This window comes from Streptomyces sp. NPDC037290, assembly GCF_055603245.1.
On sequence record NZ_JBVJVZ010000002.1, the window covers coordinates 195,772 to 216,086 of the forward strand.

The window sequence follows — 20,315 nt, forward strand, 5'->3', positions numbered from 1 at the left end:
GGAGCGCGCGGACCGCGGAATCCGCAGTTCAGTGCGCCTCTGATTTCACTCGTGAGGCAGAACGGGGGCACCGGGTGGGCGGCTGGCTGTTCGAAGGCCTACCATCCTCTGTCGTGTCCAAACTGACCGACGTGCCCAAACGGATTCTGATCGGGCGCGCACTGCGCAGTGACCGGTTGGGCGAAACGCTCCTGCCGAAGCGCATCGCACTCCCCGTCTTCGCCTCCGACCCGCTGTCCTCCGTCGCCTACGCGCCGGGGGAGGTCCTGCTGGTCCTGTCCATCGCGGGCGTGTCGGCGTACCACTTCAGCCCCTGGATCGCCGTCGCGGTCGTCGTGCTGATGTTCACGGTCGTCGCCTCCTACCGGCAGAACGTGCACGCCTACCCGAGCGGCGGCGGCGACTACGAGGTCGCCACCACCAACCTCGGCCCCAGGGCGGGCCTGACCGTGGCCAGCGCCCTGCTCGTGGACTACGTCCTCACCGTCGCCGTCTCCATCGCCTCCGGCATCGAGAACCTCGGCTCCGCCGTCCCCTTCGTGGTCCAGCACAAGGTGCTGTGCGCGGTCGCGGTGATCGTCCTGCTGACGCTGATGAACCTGCGGGGCGTGAAGGAGTCCGGCAAGCTCTTCGCGATCCCGACCTACGTGTTCGTCGGCGGCGTCTTCATCATGATCGTGTGGGGTGCCGTCCGGGGCCTGGTCCTCGGCGACACCATGCGCGCGCCCACCGCCGACTTCCACATCAAGGCCGAACACCAGGGCCTCGCGGGCTTCGCCCTGGTCTTCCTGCTGCTGCGCGCCTTCTCCTCCGGCTGCGCCGCGCTCACCGGCGTGGAGGCCATCTCCAACGGCGTCCCGGCCTTCCGCAAGCCCAAGTCGAAGAACGCCGCGACCACGCTCGCGATGATGGGCCTGCTGGCCGTCACCATGTTCTGCGGCATCATCGCCCTCGCCATGTCGACCAAGGTCCGCATGGCCGAGAACCCGGCCACCGACCTGCTCCGGGGCAGCCACCCGCTCGGCTCCGGCTATGTCCAGAACCCGGTGATCTCCCAGGTCGCCGAGGCGGTCTTCGGCAAGGGCAGCTTCCTGTTCGTCGTCCTGGCGGCCGCCACCGCGCTGGTCCTCTTCCTGGCGGCGAACACGGCGTACAACGGCTTCCCGCTGCTCGGCTCGATCCTCGCCCAGGACCGCTACCTGCCGCGCCAGCTGCACACCCGCGGCGACCGCCTCGCGTTCTCCAACGGCATCGTGCTGCTCGCGGGCGCCGCGACCCTGCTGACCGTGATCTACGGCGCCGACTCCACCCGGCTGATCCAGCTGTACATCGTCGGCGTGTTCGTGTCCTTCACGCTCAGCCAGACCGGCATGGTCCGGCACTGGAACCGCCACCTCGCGGTCGAGAAGGACCAGGCCAAGCGCCGCCACATGATGCGCTCCCGCGCGATCAACGCGTTCGGCGCCTTCTTCACCGGCCTGGTGCTCGTCGTCGTCCTGGTCACCAAGTTCACGCACGGCGCCTGGGTCGCCCTGCTGGGCATGTGCATCTTCTACGCGACGATGACCGCGATCCGGAAGCACTACGACCGCGTCGCCGAGGAGATCTCCGCCCCCGAGGAGCCGGACGACGACATGGTCCGCCCCTCCCGCGTCCACTCGGTCGTGCTGATCTCGAAGATCCACCGCCCCACCCTGCGCGCCCTGGCCTACGCCAAGCTGATGCGCTCGGACACCCTGGAGGCGCTGACCGTCAACGTCGACCCGGCCGAGACCAAGGCGCTGCGCGAGGAGTGGGAGCGGCGCGGCATCGACGTACCGCTGAAGGTCCTGGACTCGCCGTACCGCGAGGTCACCCGGCCGGTCATCGAGTACGTCAAGAGCCTGCGCAAGGAGTCCCCGCGCGACGCGGTCTCCGTGATCATCCCCGAGTACGTGGTCGGCCACTGGTACGAGCACCTGCTGCACAACCAGAGCGCCCTGCGCCTGAAGGGCCGTCTGCTCTTCACGCCCGGCGTGATGGTCACCTCCGTGCCCTACCAGCTGGCGTCCTCCGAGGCGGCCAAGGTGCGGGCCCGCAGGCGGCAGGAGTGGAGCGCACCGGGTGCCGTACGCCGGGGTCCGGCGGGGGAGCGGCCCAAGGAGCCGTCGGCGGCCAAGGACTGAGCCGGGGGTTCGGCCTGTGGTGAACGGCCGGACGACAGCCACGTAGACTGGTGGGCTGTTGTCCGGCCGTTCCCCGTTCCCGATCTGGAGTCACCCCGCCATGCAGGCAGAACCGAAGAATTCGCTGGTCGGGGAGGAGTACGAGGTCGAGATCGGCCCCGTCGCCCATGGCGGCCACTGCATCGCCCGCACGGCCGAGGGCCAGGTGCTGTTCGTTCGGCACGCGCTGCCCGGCGAGCGGGTGGTGGCGAGGGTGACCGAGGGCGAGGAGGGGGCCCGCTTCCTCCGCGCGGACGCCGTACGGATCCTGGAGCCCTCCAAGGACCGCATCGAGGCTCCCTGCCCCTTCGCCGGCCCCGGCCGCTGCGGCGGCTGCGACTGGCAGCACGCCAAGCCCGGCGCCCAGCGCCGCCTCAAGGGCGAGGTGATTGCCGAACAGCTCAAGCGGCTCGCGGGCCTCACGCCCGAGGAGGCCGGCTGGGACGGCACGGTGATGCCGGCCGAGGGCGACAAGCTGCCCGCCGGCCAGGTCCCGCAGTGGCGCACCCGCGTCCAGTACGCCGTGGACACCGAGGGGCACGCGGGTCTGCGCCGGCACCGCTCGCACGAGGTCGAGCGCATCGACCACTGCATGATCGCGGCGGAGGGTGTCAGCGAGCTGGGCATCGAACGGCGCGACTGGACCGGCATGGAGTCGGTCGAGGCGATCGCCGCGACGGGCTCCCAGGACCGCCAGGTGATCCTGACCCCGCGTCCCGGCGCCCGCCTCCCGCTGGTCGAACTGGACAAGCCGGTCTCCGTCCTCCGCGTCGACGAGAAGTCCGGCGGGGTCCACCGCGTCCACGGCCGCCCCTTCGTCCGCGAACGCGCGGACGGCCGTACCCACCGCGTCGCGAGCGGCGGATTCTGGCAGGTCCACCCGAAGGCGGCGGACACCCTCGTGACGGCGGTGATGCAGGGCCTGCTGCCCCGCAAGGGCGAGACGGCCCTGGACCTCTACTGCGGCGTCGGCCTGTTCGCCGGCGCCCTGGCCGACCGCCTCGGTGAGAAGGGCGCGGTCCTCGGCATCGAGTCCGGCAAGCGGGCGGTGGAGGACGCGCGGCACAACCTCGCCGACTTCCCGCGGGTCCGCATCGAGCAGGGCAAGGTCGAGTCGGTCCTGCCGCGCACGGGCATCACGGAGGTCGACCTGATCGTCCTCGACCCGCCCCGCGCCGGCGCCGGCCGCACGACGGTCGCCCACCTCGCCTCCCTGGGCGCCCGCCGGATCGCCTACGTCGCCTGCGATCCCGCTGCGCTGGCCCGCGACCTGGGGTACTTCCGGGAGGGCGGGTACCGGGTGCGGACGCTGCGGGCGTTCGATCTGTTTCCGATGACGCATCACGTGGAGTGCGTGGCAATTCTGGAGCCCGCTACAAAGGGGCTCTGACCTGCTGTTTCCTGATTTCCCAGGGTCCGTGCCGGTCGCGTCGATATTTCCGTGGGTGCGCCACGTGCGGCGTGTCCTGCGGAAGGCGCGAGCCACCTGACCTGCGGTTTCGGGTGGCGTGTGTGGCGTGTCGGCACTCCGCCAGGGGGCCGGCGAATTCGGTGAGCCAGTCCAACCGTGGTCCGCTGCGGGCGATGCGGAATCCGTGGCGGCGGCCCCAGAACGCGGCCTGGATCCGCCGGGAACCCTGCGCCGCGTGACCGTCAGCCTTTCACGGACCGCACCTGTTGCGGAGTTGGGCTGCCCGTGCCCACCAGGCCGGTGATGTCGGGGAACGTCAGATCCGTCATCCCCAGGGGCGCCTGGGCAGGCAGGTGGGGGCGGGGCAGGGCGGTGGGCGGATCGGCGCCCAGGCGCTCGCAGGTCAGCGCGGAGACGAGGATCGCGTCGTCCACGGCGATCGTCAGTACGTCCGGGGCGGCCGTGGCCAGCGTCTGCGGGGTGTGCAGGCCGTGGCGGAGCAGCGCGCCGAGCAGTCCCGCGGTGAACGCGTCGCCCGCGCCGACGGTGTCCACCACCGCCACCTTCCGGCCGGGTCGCCTCATGCTTCCCGCTCCGGCCCGGAATACGTGGGCACCGTCGGGGCCGTCGGTGATGACGACGAGGAGTGCGCCGAGTTCCAGCCAGTGGCCGGCGATCTGATCGATGGAGGTCTCGGGGTAGAGCCACTCGGCGTCCTCGCGGCTGGCCTTGACCAGGTGGGCGATGCCGACGCTGCGTTCCACGGCCTGCCTCCCGTGTTTCGGATCGCCCAGGAGAGCGGGACGGACGTTGGGGTCGTAGCTGATCAGCGTCGTACCGCCGGTGCGCAGGCGCTGGACGGCCGAGTGGATGTGCTCGGCGGACGGCGGCGTCCAGGAGGCGACCGATCCGAAGTGCACTACGGCGGTGTCCTGCGGGGTGCGGGCGGTCTCCGCGTCGGTCCACTGCCAGTCCGCGGTGCCCTCCAGGTAGAAGTCGTAACTCGCCCGGCCCTCGGAGTCCATGGAGACCACGGCGAGCGTGGTGGGCTCGGTGGCGACCGGGGCGTACGTCAGGTCGATGCCCTCGGCCTCGGCCTGGGTGCGGAGCATTTGGCCGAAGGTGTTGCCGGCCATGCGGGCCATGAGTGCGCTGTGGTGTCCGAGCCGGGCCAGGCCGATGGCGACGTTGAACGGGCTGCCGCCGGGTCGGGCGCGGTAGTCCCCGGGCGCGTCGAGTTGGACCAGATCGATGAGGGCTTCGCCGATCACGGTCACGCTCGGGGACAGCCTTGTCACATGTGCCGGGTCAGTCATGGCACGGCCCTTCGGCTGGGATCTCGCCGGAGCCCCGCTCGATCAGCCGGGTCGGCACGGTGACGGTACGGGTGGGCGACTCGTCGCCGTCCAGCCTGCGGAAGAGCATCTCGGCGGCTGTCCTGCCCACCTGCTCGACGTCCTGGGCGATGACGGAGATGCCCGGGTTGAGGATGTCGGCCAGGGGGAAGTCGTCGAAGCCCACCTGGGCGACGGTGTCCTGCAGGCCCATGGCGCGCAGCGCGCGGACGGCGCCTATGGTCACGAAGTTCTGGCTGGTGAACAGCGCCGTCGGCGGATCGGGCAGCGACAGGACCTGTTCGGTCGCGGCGATGGCGGCCTCCTCGCTGGACCCGACATGCCGCACGATCTCGTCGTCGTACTCGATGTGCGCGACTTCCAGGGCGTGCCGGTAGCCGTCGAAGCGCTGGGCGGCGGTGGGGATGGAGGCGCGGTCGCCGAGGTAGGCGATGCGGCGGTGGCCGGCCTTCAGCAGGTGGTTGACGGCGGTCATGGCGCCCTGCCGGTTCTCGGAGACGACGGCGTCCGCGTCGAGCAGGCCGGCCTCGCGGTCGACGAAGACCATGCGCGTGCCGGTGTGCTGCTCGTTGATGAGGTAGCTCTGGTCGCGTCCCGCGGGGACGATCACCAGGCCGTCGACCCGGCGGTCGATGAGCGCCTGGGCCAACTCTCGTTCGCGGGCCGGGTCCTCGTCGAGGCTGCCGACCAGCACCAGCACTCCGCGTTCCCGGGCCACGTTCTCCACGGTGCGGGTCAGGACGGCGGAGAACGGGTTGGCCGCGTCCTCGACGAGCATGCCGATGGTGGCGGTGCGGCCGTCCCCGCGGCGCAGGCTGCTGGCCGTGAGGTTGGGACGGTAACCCAGCTTGTCGGCGGCCTCGCGGACCCTGGTGACGATCGCCGGATCGACGGTGGGGACGCCGTTGAACACGCGCGAGACGGTCTTGATGGCCACTCCGGCCAGCGCCGCGACCTCACGCATGGTGGGGCGGCTGCGGGTAGACCGGGGCGCGGCCTCGCCCTGAGTCATCGTTGTCTCCAACCGGTTGTGCGTTACCTACTCGTTGCCCGCGCATGTCTATCAGCGTCTTGACGGGCTCGTCCATACAGGCCCAGTATCTCGCCAAGTCAACGTTGTCTCAGCGTCGGCCAAGGGACGGCTCCGAAAGGGATCAAGCCATGAACATCTCGTCCAGCCAGGTGTCGAGCCGCCGCAGTCGGCGTACCGGAGTGGCTGCGATCGGCATCAGCATCTGCCTCGGCGCCACGCTCGCGGCCTGCGGTTCCTCGAACGGAAGCTCCTCGTCGTCCGCGTCGGGCGGCGGCGGCAAGGTGGGTGTCTCGCTGATCCTGAAGACGCTCACCAACCCCTACTTCGTGAGCATGGAGAAGGACGCCAAGACCCGGGCGGCCAAGGACAACGTGAGTCTCACGGTGGCGGCGGGCAACAGCGACGGCGACACCCAGACCCAGATCACCGCCATCGACAACGCCATATCGCGCGGCGACAAGGGCATCCTCATCACCACCAACGGCGACGCCGTGAACGCCGCCCTGAACCGGGCCAAGCAGGCCGGCCTGTTCGTGATCGCCCTGGACACCGCGCCCAACCCGCCCAGCACCGCGGACATCACCTACGCCACCGACAACGAGCAGGCGGGCAAGCTCGACGGCCAGTACGCGGCGGCCGCGCTGAACGGCAAGCCGGCGGTCATCGCCATGCTCGACCTGTTCAACAACCAGGTCGTCTCCGTCGACATCAACCGCGACCACGGCTTCCTGGAGGGCATGGGCATCGACCCCGGCAGCAAGACCGAGAACGGCAAGGAAGCCAAGTCCGGCAAGTACACCGGCGGCAAGGGCGGCAGCTACACCATCGCCTGCCACCAGCCGACCCAGGGCGCCATCGACGGCGGCCGCACCGCGATGGAGAACTGCCTCTCCGCCAACCCGGACATCAACGTCGTCTACGCCATCAACGAACCGGCGGGCGAGGGCGCGTACAACGCGCTGAAGGCGGCCGGCAAGGAGAAGAACGTCGCGATCTACGCCATCGACGGCAGCTGCGCCGGCCTGAAGAACCTCACCAGCGGCGAGTTCGCCGCCGACGCGGTGCAGTACCCGGGCAAGATGGCGGCCCTCGGCGTCAGTTCCATCGCCAAGCTGGCCCGTGGCGGCAGCAAGCCCAGCGTGACCGACGGCAAGTCCTTCTACGACACCGGCACCGCCCTCGCCGCCGCAAAGCCCGTCGGCGGCCTGACCGTCCAGTCCCCCTCGCAGGCCGCCTCCGCCTGCTGGGGCAGCTGACCCGGTCCGATCCGGGGTGTGCCGCCGGCGGGTGACCACCGGCGGCACACCCGCACCACACACGCACCACACACGCCCACGAGCCCAGGGGCCCACGGGCCCCCATGAAGGCCCGCACGAGGGAAAGAACCGGAAGGACCCCCTGTGACCACCCACGCGGATCCTCAAGCCACACCGGCACCGGCGGAGGAGATCCTCAACCGGCCCGCCACCCTCACCCAGCGCATCCACTCGGTGCTGCACCGCCAGCCCGCACTCAGCCCGGCGATCGTCCTGGTACTCGCCGCTGTGGTGTTCTCCCTGGTCAACGACCGCTTCTACGCTCTGCAGAACCTCTCGCTCGTCATCCAGCAGGTGGCCGTCATCGGCTCGCTGGCCGTCGGGCAGACGGTCATCATCCTCACCGCCGGCATCGACCTGTCCATCGGCGCGGTGATGGTGCTCGCCTCGCTGCTGATGTCGAAGCTCGTCGCGGACAACCACTGGCCGGGCGTCGTGGCCCTGCTCGCCGGGGCGGCCGTCGCCATCGCCGCGCAGGCCGTCAACGGGCTGCTGGTCACCAAGATCAAGCTGCCGCCGTTCATCGTCACCCTCGGCACCCTGAGCATCTTCACCGCGATCACCCTCATCTACGCCAAGGGCCAGACCATCGCCCTGCAGCCGGGCAACATCCTCATGTGGACCGCCAACACGGTCTCTCTGGGGCAGCTGAACCTGACCAACGGCGTCCTGATCATGATCGCCCTGTACGCGGTGATCGGCTACGCCCTGCGCTACACCGCCTGGGGCCGGCACCTGTACGCCGTGGGCGACGACATCGAGGCCGCCCGCCTGGCCGGCATCTCCGTCAACCGGGTGCTGCTCAGCGCCTACATGGTCGGCGGCTTCGCCATCGCCGTGGGCGCCTGGATCCTGGTCGGCCGGGTCGGCGGCGGCGACCCCAACAGTGGCCTCAACGCCAACCTGCAGTCCATCACCGCGGTCGTCATCGGCGGCACCAGCCTGTTCGGCGGACGCGGCGTGGTGCTCGGCTCGCTGATCGGTGCGCTCATCGTCCAGGTCTTCGTCAACGGTCTCGCGCTGGCCGGCATCGACCCCAACTACCAAGTCCTCGCAGTCGGCATCCTGGTGATCGCGGCTGTCTCCGTCGACCAGTGGATCCGGAGTGTGAAGTCGTGACCACCGCCACCGCCCCCGTCCTCGAAGCCAAGGGCCTGGTCAAGCTCTTCGGCAAGGTCGTCGGCCTGAACGACGTCGACCTCACCCTCCACCCCGGCGAGGTCCTGGCCGTCATCGGCGACAACGGCGCCGGCAAGTCCACGCTGATCAAGTGCCTGTCCGGAGCCCTCGTTCCCGACCAGGGCAGCCTCTTCGTCGACGGCAGGGAGGTCCACTTCAAGCGGCCCCAGGACGCCCGCGAAGCCGGCATCGAGACGGTCTACCAGACCCTCGCCGTCGCCCCGGCGCTGGACATCGCCAGCAACCTGTTCCTCGCCCGGGAAGTCCGCCGCAAGGGCGTGCTCGGCTCGGTGTTCCGCATGCTCGACACCAGCGAGATGAAGCGTCAGGCCGCCGACCACATCAAGCGGCTCGGCATCGGCACGCTGCAGAACATCAACCAGGCCGTGGAGACCCTGTCGGGTGGCCAGCGGCAGTGCGTGGCCGTCGCCCGCACGGCAGCCTTCGGCGGCCGCGTCGTCATCCTCGACGAGCCCACCGCCGCCCTCGGCGTCCGCGAGACCGGGCAGGTCCTCAAACTGGTGCGCGACCTGCGTGACCAGGGCCTCGGCATCATCCTGATCAGCCACAACATGCCCAACGTCTTCGAGGTCGCCGACCGCATCCACATCCAGCGACTCGGCGGCTGCGCGGGCGTCATCACCCCGCAGTCGCACTCCATGGAGGACGCGGTGGCCATCATGACGGGCGCGAAGAAGCTCGCCCCCGAAGCGAGCTGAAGGGAACACCAGGGGACATGACCGCCGAGTACCGGATCGACGAGAACCGCCTCGGCGGCGAACCCACCCTTGTCGTCTCCGCACCGGACGACACCGTCCACGTCGTCGTCGCCCTGCGCGGAGCAACCCTGCTGAGCTGGCAGGTCAGGCGCGAAGAGACCGGATCGCTGAAGGAGCTGACGGACGGCTACCGCGACGAAATGGAACTCCTCTCCCAGGACGGCGTACGAGCCGGCCTGCTGGCCCCCTTTCCCAACCGCGTCGCCGATGGCCGCTACAGCTACGACGGCCAGGACCACGACCTGCTGCCCGGCCACCATGGCGACCGCACGATCTACCACGGCTTCGCACGCGAGGCACCGTTCGAACTCGCCCACGCCACCACGACCGCCGACTCCGCCCGCCTGCTCCTGCGCACCACGAGCATCAGACCGGGCCGGCACCCCGGCTACCCGTTCGCCCTTGATCTCGAAGCCGAATACACCGTCACCGCCCGGGAGCTGGGCATCGACATCCGTGCGACGAACGTGGGCGACACCACCGCCCTCTACGCGGCGGGCTGGCACCCGTACTTCACTCTGTCGCAGTCCATCGATGACCTGGTCCTGCAGATCCCAGCGCACACCGTCATCCGCACCGACGCATCCCTCATCCCACTCTCCGGCGATGCCGCCCTGCTTCCTCTGGACGACTGCCCGGACATGGACTTCCGGGCACCGAAACGACTCGGTGACGCGGTCATCGACGCCTGCTACGCGGACCTGGCCCCCGGCCCTGGCGGGCGGATCGAGACAGTACTTACTGAACCGGCCACCGGCGAGGAACTGCGCGTCTGGCAGTACGGCGGCTTCATGCACGTCTTCACCGGAGACACCCTGGCCCGCGACCGGCGCGCCTCCATCGCACTCGAACCCGTCGAGACCATGACCAATGCCTTCAACCGCGCCGAACACACCACCGCCCTCGCCCTGGAACCCGGTCGGTGCCGGCAGTTCAGCTTCGGTGCCGCGTACGTCCCGGGAACCTGACAACGGACGTGCCGACATCTACGCAGGGTGTCGGCTCGGAAACCGTGCCCCGGACGGAAGGCGAGCTCCCGGCCACGGTGTTCGCCCTCGCCGCCACCACGGCGGCGACCCGGGACCGTCAGCGATGTCCTTGCGGAGGGGCGGGAGAAGCCGCACCGTGGGCTGTCACGGCTTCCCCCCTTCGTTTGTGGCAGGCCCCCTCAGGTACGGGTCCAGCGTTGGTTGCTGCCGTTCGAGCAGGAGTAGAGCTGGATCAGGGTGCCGTTGGCGGTGCCGCCTGAGACGGCGTCGAGGCAGAGGCCGGACTGGACGCCGACGATGGATCCGTCGGAGTTGAGGCGCCATTTCTGGTTGTCGCCGCCCCAGCAGCTGTAGATCTGGACCTTGGAACCGTTGCCTGTGCCGGCGGCGTCCAGGCACTTGTTGCCGTAGACCTTGAGCTCGCCGGCGTCGTTGTACGTCCACTGCTGGTTGGTGCCGTTGTGGCAGTCCCACAGCTGGAGCTGGGTGCCGTCGGTGGTGCCGGCTCCGGGCACGTCCAGGCAACGGCCCGAACCGACGCCCTTGATCTGTCCGCCATCCGCAGGGGGCGTCGTGGAGCCGCCGCCGTTGAGTGCGTTGAGGACGGCGGTGTAGGCAGGCTTCTTGCTGCCGTCGCCGTTGAACAGCAGCGGCGTGTCCCCCGATCGCCAGGAGTCGGTGTCGCGCACACCCCAGACGGTGATGCCGAGGCAGCGCGCGACGGCCAGGCAGTCGTTGGTCACGTTGGCGTAGGTCGAGGCCGAGGCGCCCTGGATGTCGAGTTCGGTGATGGCCACGTCGACGCCGAGGGCGGCGAAATTCTGCAGGGTGGTGCGGAAGTTGCTGTTGTAGGGGCTGCCGCTGTTGAAGTGCGACTGGAACCCGACGCAGTCGATCGGCACGCCGCGCTGCTTGAAGTCCCGGACCATGGCGTACACGGCCTGGGTCTTGGCCCAGGTCCAGTTCTCGATGTTGTAGTCGTTGTAGCAGAGCTTGGCCGCCGGGTCGGCGGCGCGCGCGGTGCGGAAGGCGACCTCGATCCAGTCGTTGCCCGTGCGTTGCAGGTTGGAGTCCCTCCGGGCTCCCGAACTGCCGTCGGCGAAGGCTTCGTTCACGACGTCCCACTGGGCGATCTTGCCCTTGTAGTGGCCCATGACGCCGTTGATGTGGTCGATCATCGCCTGGCGCAGTGAGCTGCCGCTGAGGCTCTGCATCCAGCCGGGCTGCTGGGAGTGCCATGCCAGGGTGTGACCGCGCACCCGCTTGCCGTTCTGCACCGCCCAGTTGTAGACGCGGTCGCCGGCGGTGAAGTCGAACTGGCCCCGCTGTGGTTCGGTGGCGTCGATCTTCATCTCGTTCTCGGCCGTCACCATGTTGAACTCACGGCTCGCGATCGTCGTGTACGCCGAGTCGCCCAGCCTGCCCGAGGCGATGGCGGTGCCGAAGTAGCGGCCGCTCTGTGCCGCCGCGGCGCCGAGCGTGTTCTCGGCGGCGTGTGCGGTCGGCGGTGCGGCCAGTGCGGTGACCGCACCGAGGACGCCGGCGACCAGCGCCAGCAGCAGGCCGCGGATCTTCCGGCGGATAGCGGATCTGGGAAGGGCATACGAGCCCATGACTGTGCCTCCGAGGTAGAAATCGCTGATCGACTGAAGCGCAGAAGACTGCGTCGTCCGGCCCCGTCCGGCAGACGGACGGGGCGGGTCGGAGCCCAGGCAGCACGGAATCACCGGACACCGCAGTCATGGGGTACTCCATCGCGGCTCAGCCGGGGGACCGTCACAGGGCCGGTTTCTCAGACAGGAATGATTGAGGCGTGAGTGTGGATCGTCAATACTCACTGCCGAAGAAATTTCCGATTGGCGTACGAAACTTTCGGTCACGGTAAAAAGCAGAAGGCGACCCCCGGTGCTGCCGTCGGCGGCATGCGTAAATTTCGCTGTGCCACGGGCGTTTGAGGCAGCGTCGACCGAGTGTCCGCACCGTCCGCACATCGCTCTCTTCCAGGGTCAAGTCGCTTACGAGCCAGCCTCTTGACGGTGTGACGTGCACTGGTCGGCGTGCGGTGCTCCGAATGTTTCGGAATTGGCGGCGATACATGCGAGAGGTATTGACGCCGTTCGCCGGTTCTCTATCATCCGGGTTGCTCGACTTCGACCCTTGTTCGGCATGACGAACATCCTGGGCATGTCATGACCCTGCCAACCGTCGCCGTCCGCCGTGCTGCCCGCGGAGCTGCACCGCACCACACCGACAGTCCGGCCAGCCTCTGACGAGGCCGACCGGAACCGCTTACTCAAGGTTGAGGAAGTATCCATGCACCGAGGAAGTTTCAGCCGCAGGCATCCGTCAGTGGTGCTCGCCGCCGTGGTTGCGGCCCTGGCCGCGTTGGCGGCGATGCTCGTCGCCGCCCCGGCTCAGGCGGCTTCCAGCGGCGCCTTACGCGGTGTTGGTTCCGGCCGGTGTCTCGATGTGCCGGGCGCCAGCCAGACCGACGGCACGTATCTGCAGATCTATGACTGCTGGGGCGGGACCAACCAGCAGTGGACGTTGACGGACAGCAACCAGCTCACCGTGTACGGCAACAAGTGCCTGGATGTTCCGGGCCACGCCACCACGGCCGGTACCCGGGTGCAGATCTGGACCTGCTCCGGCGGTGCGAACCAGCAGTGGCGGGTGAACTCCGACGGCACGGTCGTCGGCGTGGAGTCCGGGCTGTGCCTGGAGGTTACGGGCTCCGGTACGGCCAACGGCACAGCGGTGCAGATCTGGAGGTGCAACGGGGGCAGCAACCAGAAGTGGACCGGCCTGTCCGGGACGACCCCGCCGGGGGACGGCGCGTGTGCTCTGCCGTCGACGTACCGGTGGACGTCGACGGGTGCGCTGGCGCAGCCGGCGAACGGGTGGGCCGCGCTGAAGGACTTCACCACCGTGACGTACAACGGCAAGCACCTGGTCTACGCGTCGAACGTGTCGGGGTCGTCGTACGGCTCGATGATGTTCCGACCCTTCGCGAACTGGTCGGACATGGCGTCGGCCGGTCAGACCGGGATGAGCCGGGCCGCGGTGGCGCCCACGCTGTTCTACTTCGCGCCCAAGAAGATCTGGGTGCTGGCGTACCAGTGGGGTGGGTGGCCGTTCGTCTACCGCACGTCGAGCGACCCCACCAACCCCGACGGCTGGTCCGCGCCGCAGCCGCTGTTCACCGGCAGCATCCCGGGCGCCGCCCCGATCGACCAGACCCTGATCGCCGACGACCAGAACATGTACCTGTTCTTCGCCGGTGACAACGGCAAGATCTACCGGGCGAGCATGCCGATCGGGAACTTCCCGGGCAACTTCGGCTCGTCGTACACGACGGTCATGAGCGACACGGTGAAGAACCTGTTCGAGGCGCCGCAGGTCTACAAGGTGCGGGGCCAGAACCAGTACCTCATGATCGTCGAGGCGCGGGGTGCGAACGAGCAGCGCTACTTCCGCTCGTTCACGGCCCCCAGCCTGAACGGCTCGTGGACCCCGCAGGCCGCCACCGAGAGCAACCCCTTCGCGGGCAAGGCCAACAGCGGTGCCACCTGGACCAACGACATCAGCCACGGTGACCTGGTCCGCGACAACCCCGACCAGACCATGACCATCGACCCCTGCCACCTGCAGTTCCTCTACCAGGGCAAGTCCCCCTCCGCGAGCGGCCCCTACGACCAACTGCCCTGGCGTCCGGGCCTCCTCACCCTGCAGCGCTGACCCGGCCTGTGCACCCGCCGACGGCCGGCCCCACCCAGATCGGGCCGGCCGTCGCCTTCCGTCATAACCACCCGGCGTCACCTTTGCTGGGGCAGGACCCCGATTCGACGTCATGCGCTGGACTGTCAGGCGCTCTCGGGCCCGGAGTCAACGGCTGTTCACGGGTGCCTCGTTCGAGGTGGTGACCGCACCTGGATCGATGGATCGCTGCGGCGCCGCGGAGCCTTCCGCGGGCTTGGACCTCGCCAGCCACAGGCCGGTGAACACGGCGGTGGCCAAAGTGACGGCGCCCGCAGCGAGGAAGGCGCTGTTGAGGCCGGCCTCGAAGGAGGCGCCGCCGGATTGCCGGGTGCGGACGATGGCTCCGAGCACCGCCACGCCGAGCACCGCGCCGATCTGCCGAGTGGTGCTGCTGATGCCTGATGCGAGGCCGCCCTCCTGCGGGCTGACTGCTTGGATGGCGGCGCCTGTCAGCGGGGACATGGCCAGGGCGAAGCCGCTGCCGGCGAGTCCGAGCCGCCACCACACGTTCCCGTAGCCGGTGTCGGCGTGCACCATACCGAGCGCCAGCAGTCCCAGGCCGGCCAGGGCCAGGCCGGTGGTGACCACGATTCGGAAGCCGTAGCGGGCGGCGAGCCGGCCCGCGTACGGGCTGACGATCACCATGGCGAGGGATACCGGCAGGGTCTGCAGGCCGGCGCGCAGGACCGAGCTGCCCTGGACGTACACGAAGAACTGGGAGAAGAAGAACGACGAGCCCATGAGCGCGAACCCCACCACGATCATGGCGGTGTTGGACACGGTGAACAGGCGCTGCCGGAACAGCCGCAGCGGCAGCATCGGTGCGGAGCGGCGCGCTTCGACGGCGACGAAGGCGGCGACGAGGATCGCTGCGGCGGCGAAGCTTCCCAGGATGACCGGTGAGGTCCAGCCGCGGGCACCGCCCTCGATCAGCCCGTAGGTCAGTACCCCCACCGCCAGAACGGACAGCACCGTGCCCGGGATGTCGATCGCGGGGGCGCTCGGATTGCGGGACTCGCCGAGGTGGCGCAGGCCGACCAGCAGCAGGACGACGCCGATGGGCAGATTGACCAGGAAGATGGCGGGCCAGCCGAAGGCTTCTGTCAGCACGCCGCCGGCCACGGGGCCTGCGGCCAGACCGATTCCGCTGAATCCGGCCCACATCCCGATCGCCTTGATTCGTTCTTGCGGCACGGGATGGGCGGCGGCGAGCAGGGCGAGCGAGGCGGGGCTGAGCGCCGCGGCCCCGATGCCCTGCAGCACCCGGCCGGCGATGAGCCAGCCGAGCGAAGGCGCGAGACTGCACAGCAGCGACGCGGCGGTGAACACCGCCGCGCCGGTCAGGTACACCCGCTTGCGGCCGAACCGGTCGGCGAAGACACCGCCGGACAGCAGCAGCATGGCGACCAGCAGTACGTATGCGTCGACGATCCATTGCAGACCGGTCAGTTGAGTGTGCAGCCGGTGCTGCATATCGGGCAGCGCCGCTCCCACGATCGTGTTGTCGAGCAGGACCATGAACTGGCCCAGGCAGGTCACCCCGAGCAGCACAGCCCGGTTCGATCGATTGCCTACGGTCGCATGCGATGCGGCCATGGGGATCCCCCTCAATCGGTAGTTGCGCCCGGTCGCGCTCGACGCGGATGTCGATACACCTGAGCTCTCTAAAGCAGTCTGCGACTGCGTTAGCTGACTATAAGGAGGGTCGCCTCATAAACGCAAGTCGTGACTGCGTTAAGGTGGGGGCATGAACGAGCGACAGCGAGCCCGTCGGCCCGGCGGGCGCAGCGCCCGCGTCGGCGCGCAGGTGCACCAGGCCGTCACCGACCTGATCAGCGAGCGCGGCTACGGCAACTTCACCGTCGGCGACGTCGCAGCCCGCGCAGGCGTGGCCGACAGCAGCATCTACCGCCGGTGGGGCAACCTGGAAACCCTGCTCACCGACGTGGCGCTCACCCGCCTCAACACGCAGTCGCCGATGCCCGACACCGGGAGCCTCGCCGGCGACCTGCGCACGTACGCGGCCCAAGTGGCCCGCGAGATCACCGGACCCGACGGTCCGGCGGTGCTCCACCTGGCCGTCGCCCTGTCGAGCAGCGGTCAGCAGGGCCTGCAGGCTGGTGCCGACCTCCGCGCCGAACGTACCCGCCAACTGCAGTCCATGCTCGATCGCGCCCGCGACCGTGGCGAACAGGCACCCGACGCGTTCGACGTGCTGGACCACATCCTGGCGCCGATGTACATCCGCGTCCTGTTCGGCATGGGCCCGCTCACCCCGGACTACATCGACGGGCTGGTCGACCGATTGCTGTGACCTCGACCCGGTTCCCGCGATCAGCCTGGCGTCCAGGTGCGGGTCGTAGGCGTCAGGCTGCGGCCTGCGCACCAGCCTGCGCCGAGTACGACGGCACCCGAGCGGTGTCCGAACATCGCCGGTGGCCATGCCCGCGGACGATCACCCCGTCTACGATCGAAGCCGTTTTGTGATTTCGGACAGAGGGTCGAACAACAGTGACGGACAAACGAGTTGTCATCGTGACCGGCGCGGGCTCGGGCATCGGCGAAGCCACCGCACGGCTGCTGTGCGAGGGCGGCCACCACGTGGTCGCCTCCGGGCGGCGCGAAGAACCGCTGCGGCGGCTGGAGAAGGAGGCCGGGGTGCTGGCGCACCCGTCCGACGCGGGTGACCCCGCCGCCGTCGACGCTCTCGTCCGCGCCACCCTCGACGCCTACGGACGACTCGACGGGCTGGTGCTCAACGCGGGCATCGGACGCGGCGGCACCGCCGGGGACCTGTCGCTGCAGGAGTGGGACGACGTCATGCGTACGAACGTCAACGGCCCCATGTTCCTCCTGCGGGCGGCGATGCCGCACCTGGTGAAGACGCGTGGCGCGGTGGTCGGCGTCGCATCGGTCTCCGCGCTGCGCAACGGCACGAGCAACGCCCCGTACGCCACCTCGAAGGCCGCCCTGCTGCAGCTGTGCCGTTCCGTCGCCGTCGACTACGGGCGGCAGGGAGTGCGCGCCAACGTCGTGTGCCCCAGCTGGATCAGGACGGAGATGGCCGACCGGCGCATGGCGCGGTTCGCCCAGGAGGCCGGCCTGGGGGACGGTGGCACGGAGGCCGCCTACCAGCAGGCGACCAGTCTCCTGCCGCTGGGCCGGCCGGGCGAGCCGCGTGAGGTCGCCGAGGCGATCAGCTGGCTGCTCTCTCCGGCGGCGTCCTTCGTCAGCGGCGCGGTGCTCACCGTGGACGGCGGGGCCACCGCGATCGACCCCGGCACCGTCGCCTTCGACTTCGACATCGCCCCGCGCGGCGGCACCACGCTCTGACACCCCGCCGCGCGACCGACAGGTCCCGTTCCACCGCCCCCGCTGGTCAGGGGCGGTGCGGGCCGGGTGTGGCGAGGACCGCGTCGGTGGGGGGAGGCGCGGGCCATGTCCGGGCGATCGCCAGCAGTGTCGCGGGGCTGCCGCGGTCGACGCCGGGCAGCGGGCACGGGTCGGAGGGTGCCGCGCCGGCGAGTTTGGCCTGCCGGGCCTCGCCCAGCGCGCCGGCGAGTGCCGCTGCCGTAAGACGATCGCCGCGCATCCCCGCACGGCTCGCCTCCCGGTGTGCCGTGTCGTACGCCCCGGGCCGGACGTACTGCTGCAGTTCCAGGAGCGCGTCGTACGTCTCGATGATCTGCCGGTGTGCCTGCAGCGCCCACGAGGAGCGCGGCCGCAGCACCGCCTCCAGCCGGGTTCGTTGCGGGCCGGCGAGGGACACCTGGGGGACCGCGACCACGAGATCGCGCCACAGCGGCCACAGCTGCCAGACGGTCCGCAGCGCCGCCATGGACCGGGCGACGGCGGTCGCGGTCGGCACCAGCAGCGAGGCCGCGCGGAAGAGGCCGTGCACACTGATGATCACGGACAGGTAGGGCAACAGGTCCTGGTCGGGCACGTAGAGGTGGTAGAGGTAGCCGGACCAGAAGACCAGGGCCAGGACGCTCCCCATCGCGAACAGCCGGAGCGACCACACGAGGTCCCGGTCGTCCGTCCGCAGACTGTACGGCCAGCAGACGAGGACGGCGGCGGCGTCACCGACCAGATGGGCGACGACGAGGATCAGCCAGTACAGGGACGAGGGAGTGGCCGGTCCCTGGGCCGACGCCGGTGCGGCCGTCTGGTCGACGCCGAGCAGGTCCAGGGCGAGCAGCGAACCCAGCGCCGTCACCAGGCCCAGGATCACGGTGACGCGTTGGTGCCGGGCCCGGGTGGAGTCGACGATGAAGACGAGGACCAGTCCCGCGCTCAGCACGCCGATCAGGTTGCGGGTCAGCGAGACCGTGTGGGCGCCGGCGCCGAGCGCCGTGAACCGCTCCACGACCTTTGGCTGGAAGAGCGTGATGGCGATGGTCGCGGCGAAAACCGTGAGCCACAGTCCCCGCTGGTTGGGCAGGCGCAGCGCGGGACCCGCCCGCCAGGCGAGGGCGATCCACAGGGTGATGACGCTGCAGACTCCGACCTGGTCCGCCAGCTCAGTCGCGGTCAACGGCCGTCACTCCCAGGAAGGCACCGAGCCGCCCCAGGGGGCCGGCCGGGCGACCGGACTTGCCGGCGCTCTGTATCAGACTGGCGATCATCTCGGCTTCCTGTTCCTCGCTGGTCGTGTAACTGGTGCGGGCCATGAGCCGCTTGAGGGCATGCGGCTGGAGATCGCCGACCAGCAGACCGGCCAGGTCGTCGCCTCTGTCGGTGGCGCCCCGGTGGTGATCGCAGAGCACATGGCCGATCTCGTGGAGGATGATGTGCTCCCGGTGCAGGGGCGCGGTCCGGGCCTCGTAGAAGACGTAGTCGGCCTTGTCGGTGCCCATCCACAGCCCGCACACCCCGATCGCCGCGACGTGCTCGGGCAGTTCCTGGAGGACGAGCGGACGGCCTCTCAGCTCCTCGACCCGCTCGCGCAGCGCGTCGAAGGGGAGGGAGCGCTGCACGCCGAGGTCGCGCAGGATGGCCAGGCACCTGCGCTGCAACGCGACGTACTCACCGGTTGTCCTCACTTGCTGTCCTGCCCCCTCCCGATGAAGACAGCCCGTGGCACCTCACGTCGCGCTTACGGCCCGTACTCGCGCGGATCTCCTCGGCGAACCAGGCTAACCAACCGTCCGCCGCTCTGACCAAGCCCGGCCCGCCTTGTGCCCGGCCTTTGGCTCAAACCCGGCGGTCAAGCCCCGAGCAAGCCCCGAGCGAGCCGCGACCGAGCCGGGCTCAGACCGGTGTGGAGACCCGTCGCTCAGGCTCCGGCCGGGGGAGTCGCGCGCTCCTCGAACGCCTCCAGGATGCGTTCCGCGGCCCGCGTCGCCGTCAACCGGCCCTCCCTGACCTGCCGTTCGAGGTCGGGTGCGGCCTCGCGCACCGCCGGGGCGGCGTGCAGCCGGCCGAGCAGTTCGTCGCGGACCATCGCCCATGTCCAGCCGACCTGCTGGTCGCGCCGCTTGGCGGCCAGCCGCCCGGTGGAGTCGAGCAGCGTGCGGTGCTGCTCCAGCCGTTCCCACACGGTCTCGAGGCCCGTCGACTCACGGGCGCTGCAGTGCAGCACCGGCGGAGTCCAGAACGCGTCCTTGCCGTGCATGAGCCGCAGCGCGCCCGCCAACTCCCGTGCCGCCGCCCGCGCGTCGCGCTCGTGCGGACCGTCCGCCTTGTTGACGGCGATCACGTCGGCCAGCTCCAGGACGCCCTTCTTGATGCCCTGCAGCTGGTCGCCGGTGCGGGCCAGGGTGAGCAGCAGGAAGGAGTCGACCATGTCGGCGACCGCGGTCTCCGACTGGCCCACGCCGACGGTCTCGACGAGGATCACGTCGTAGCCCGCCGCCTCCATCACCACCATCGACTCCCGCGTGGCCTTCGCGACCCCGCCCAGCGTGCCCGCGCTCGGCGAGGGACGGACGAAGGCCGCCGGATCGACCGCCAGGCGTTCCATGCGCGTCTTGTCGCCGAGGATCGAGCCGCCGGTGCGGGTCGAGGACGGGTCCACGGCGAGGACCGCGACCCGATGGCCCAGCGAGGTCAGCAGGGTGCCGAACGCGTCGATGAAGGTCGACTTGCCGACCCCCGGCACGCCGCTGATGCCGATCCGCCGCGCCCGGCCGCTGTGCGGGAGCAGCTCGGTGAGCAACTCCTGCGCCAGCGCCCGGTGCTGCGGCCGGGTGGACTCGACGAGCGTGATGGCGCGGGCCACCAGGGCCCGCTTCCCGTCGAGCACACCCTTCACATAGGTGTCGAGACCGATCGCAGCCATCGCGGCT

General features: G+C 69.8%; 16 protein-coding genes and 1 pseudogene. 9 read left to right on the forward strand and 8 right to left on the reverse strand.

What is annotated here, in order from left to right; all coding sequences use genetic code 11:
• Positions 1-113: 113 nt before the first annotated feature.
• On the forward strand, positions 114-2,165 hold the full coding sequence (locus ACZ7HQ_RS06635; RefSeq protein ID WP_470985594.1) for an APC family permease: 2,052 nt from the start codon (positions 114-116) through the stop codon (positions 2,163-2,165).
• A gap of 100 nt (positions 2,166-2,265) precedes the next feature.
• Positions 2,266-3,594, forward strand: a complete 1,329-nt coding sequence (locus ACZ7HQ_RS06640) for a class I SAM-dependent RNA methyltransferase (RefSeq protein ID WP_470985597.1) — start codon at positions 2,266-2,268, stop codon at positions 3,592-3,594.
• Positions 3,595-3,730: 136 nt separating this feature from the next.
• Here the strand turns inward: ACZ7HQ_RS06640 and ACZ7HQ_RS06645 are convergent.
• The 3 genes and pseudogenes from ACZ7HQ_RS06645 to ACZ7HQ_RS06655 all read right to left on the reverse strand — a co-directional run.
• A pseudogene (locus ACZ7HQ_RS06645) lies at positions 3,731-3,829 on the reverse strand (aminoglycoside phosphotransferase family protein); the annotation flags it as partial.
• Positions 3,830-3,857: 28 nt separating this feature from the next.
• Positions 3,858-4,931 carry a carbohydrate kinase family protein gene (locus tag ACZ7HQ_RS06650; RefSeq protein ID WP_470985600.1) on the reverse strand — a complete coding sequence of 358 codons (1,074 nt, stop codon included), beginning with the start codon at positions 4,929-4,931 and terminating at the stop codon, positions 3,858-3,860.
• A complete protein-coding gene (locus ACZ7HQ_RS06655; RefSeq protein WP_470985603.1) occupies positions 4,924-5,982 on the reverse strand; it encodes a LacI family DNA-binding transcriptional regulator in 1,059 nt (352 codons plus the stop codon). The genes ACZ7HQ_RS06650 and ACZ7HQ_RS06655 overlap by 8 nt, the downstream gene beginning before the upstream one ends.
• Positions 5,983-6,131: 149 nt before the next feature.
• Here ACZ7HQ_RS06655 and ACZ7HQ_RS06660 point away from each other — a divergent pair, with 149 nt between their 5' ends.
• The 4 genes from ACZ7HQ_RS06660 (at position 6,132) to ACZ7HQ_RS06675 (ending at position 10,245) form a co-directional block, all read left to right on the forward strand.
• The gene (locus ACZ7HQ_RS06660) at positions 6,132-7,259 is read left to right on the forward strand and encodes a substrate-binding domain-containing protein (protein ID WP_470985606.1); all 1,128 of its coding nucleotides are present in this window, start codon (positions 6,132-6,134) and stop codon (positions 7,257-7,259) included.
• 144 nt (positions 7,260-7,403) lie between these two features.
• Positions 7,404-8,438 (forward strand): ABC transporter permease, encoded by a 1,035-nt coding sequence (locus tag ACZ7HQ_RS06665; RefSeq protein WP_470985608.1) that lies wholly within the window; start codon positions 7,404-7,406, stop codon positions 8,436-8,438.
• Positions 8,435-9,217 (forward strand): ATP-binding cassette domain-containing protein, encoded by a 783-nt coding sequence (locus tag ACZ7HQ_RS06670; RefSeq protein ID WP_470985611.1) that lies wholly within the window; start codon positions 8,435-8,437, stop codon positions 9,215-9,217. The genes ACZ7HQ_RS06665 and ACZ7HQ_RS06670 overlap by 4 nt, the downstream gene beginning before the upstream one ends.
• 17 nt (positions 9,218-9,234) lie before the next feature.
• On the forward strand, positions 9,235-10,245 hold the full coding sequence (locus tag ACZ7HQ_RS06675; RefSeq protein WP_470985614.1) for an aldose epimerase family protein: 1,011 nt from the start codon (positions 9,235-9,237) through the stop codon (positions 10,243-10,245).
• A 200-nt stretch (positions 10,246-10,445) separates the two neighbouring features.
• On the opposite strand, the gene ACZ7HQ_RS06680 is transcribed toward ACZ7HQ_RS06675, so the two are convergent.
• Positions 10,446-11,879 carry an endo-1,4-beta-xylanase gene (locus tag ACZ7HQ_RS06680; RefSeq protein WP_470985616.1) on the reverse strand — a complete coding sequence of 478 codons (1,434 nt, stop codon included), beginning with the start codon at positions 11,877-11,879 and terminating at the stop codon, positions 10,446-10,448.
• Between the two features lie 700 nt (positions 11,880-12,579).
• Between ACZ7HQ_RS06680 and ACZ7HQ_RS06685 the strand changes: the two genes are divergently transcribed.
• Positions 12,580-14,004 (forward strand): non-reducing end alpha-L-arabinofuranosidase family hydrolase, encoded by a 1,425-nt coding sequence (locus ACZ7HQ_RS06685; RefSeq protein ID WP_470985619.1) that lies wholly within the window; start codon positions 12,580-12,582, stop codon positions 14,002-14,004.
• A 147-nt stretch (positions 14,005-14,151) separates the two neighbouring features.
• Here the strand turns inward: ACZ7HQ_RS06685 and ACZ7HQ_RS06690 are convergent, their stop codons facing one another.
• Entirely contained in the window at positions 14,152-15,621 is a 1,470-nt protein-coding gene (locus ACZ7HQ_RS06690) for an MFS transporter (RefSeq protein ID WP_470985621.1), read from the reverse strand.
• Between the two features lie 151 nt (positions 15,622-15,772).
• Here ACZ7HQ_RS06690 and ACZ7HQ_RS06695 point away from each other — a divergent pair, with 151 nt between their 5' ends.
• A complete protein-coding gene (locus tag ACZ7HQ_RS06695; RefSeq protein WP_470985623.1) occupies positions 15,773-16,339 on the forward strand; it encodes a TetR/AcrR family transcriptional regulator in 567 nt (188 codons plus the stop codon).
• Between the two features lie 197 nt (positions 16,340-16,536).
• Positions 16,537-17,358, forward strand: coding sequence for an SDR family NAD(P)-dependent oxidoreductase (locus ACZ7HQ_RS06700; protein WP_470985626.1), 822 nt, complete (start codon positions 16,537-16,539; stop codon positions 17,356-17,358).
• A 46-nt stretch (positions 17,359-17,404) separates the two neighbouring features.
• Here ACZ7HQ_RS06700 and ACZ7HQ_RS06705 read toward each other — a convergent pair whose 3' ends face one another.
• From ACZ7HQ_RS06705 to meaB, 3 genes are all read right to left on the reverse strand, one after another.
• Positions 17,405-18,562, reverse strand: coding sequence for an MAB_1171c family putative transporter (locus ACZ7HQ_RS06705; RefSeq protein WP_470985628.1), 1,158 nt, complete (start codon positions 18,560-18,562; stop codon positions 17,405-17,407).
• On the reverse strand, positions 18,549-19,070 hold the full coding sequence (locus tag ACZ7HQ_RS06710; RefSeq protein WP_470985630.1) for a regulator component: 522 nt from the start codon (positions 19,068-19,070) through the stop codon (positions 18,549-18,551). The genes ACZ7HQ_RS06705 and ACZ7HQ_RS06710 overlap by 14 nt, the downstream gene beginning before the upstream one ends.
• A gap of 233 nt (positions 19,071-19,303) precedes the next feature.
• Positions 19,304-20,308: a methylmalonyl Co-A mutase-associated GTPase MeaB gene (gene meaB / locus ACZ7HQ_RS06715; RefSeq protein WP_470985633.1), complete on the reverse strand. Its 1,005-nt coding sequence runs from the start codon at positions 20,306-20,308 to the stop codon at positions 19,304-19,306.
• Between the last annotated feature and the right edge of the window lie 7 nt (positions 20,309-20,315).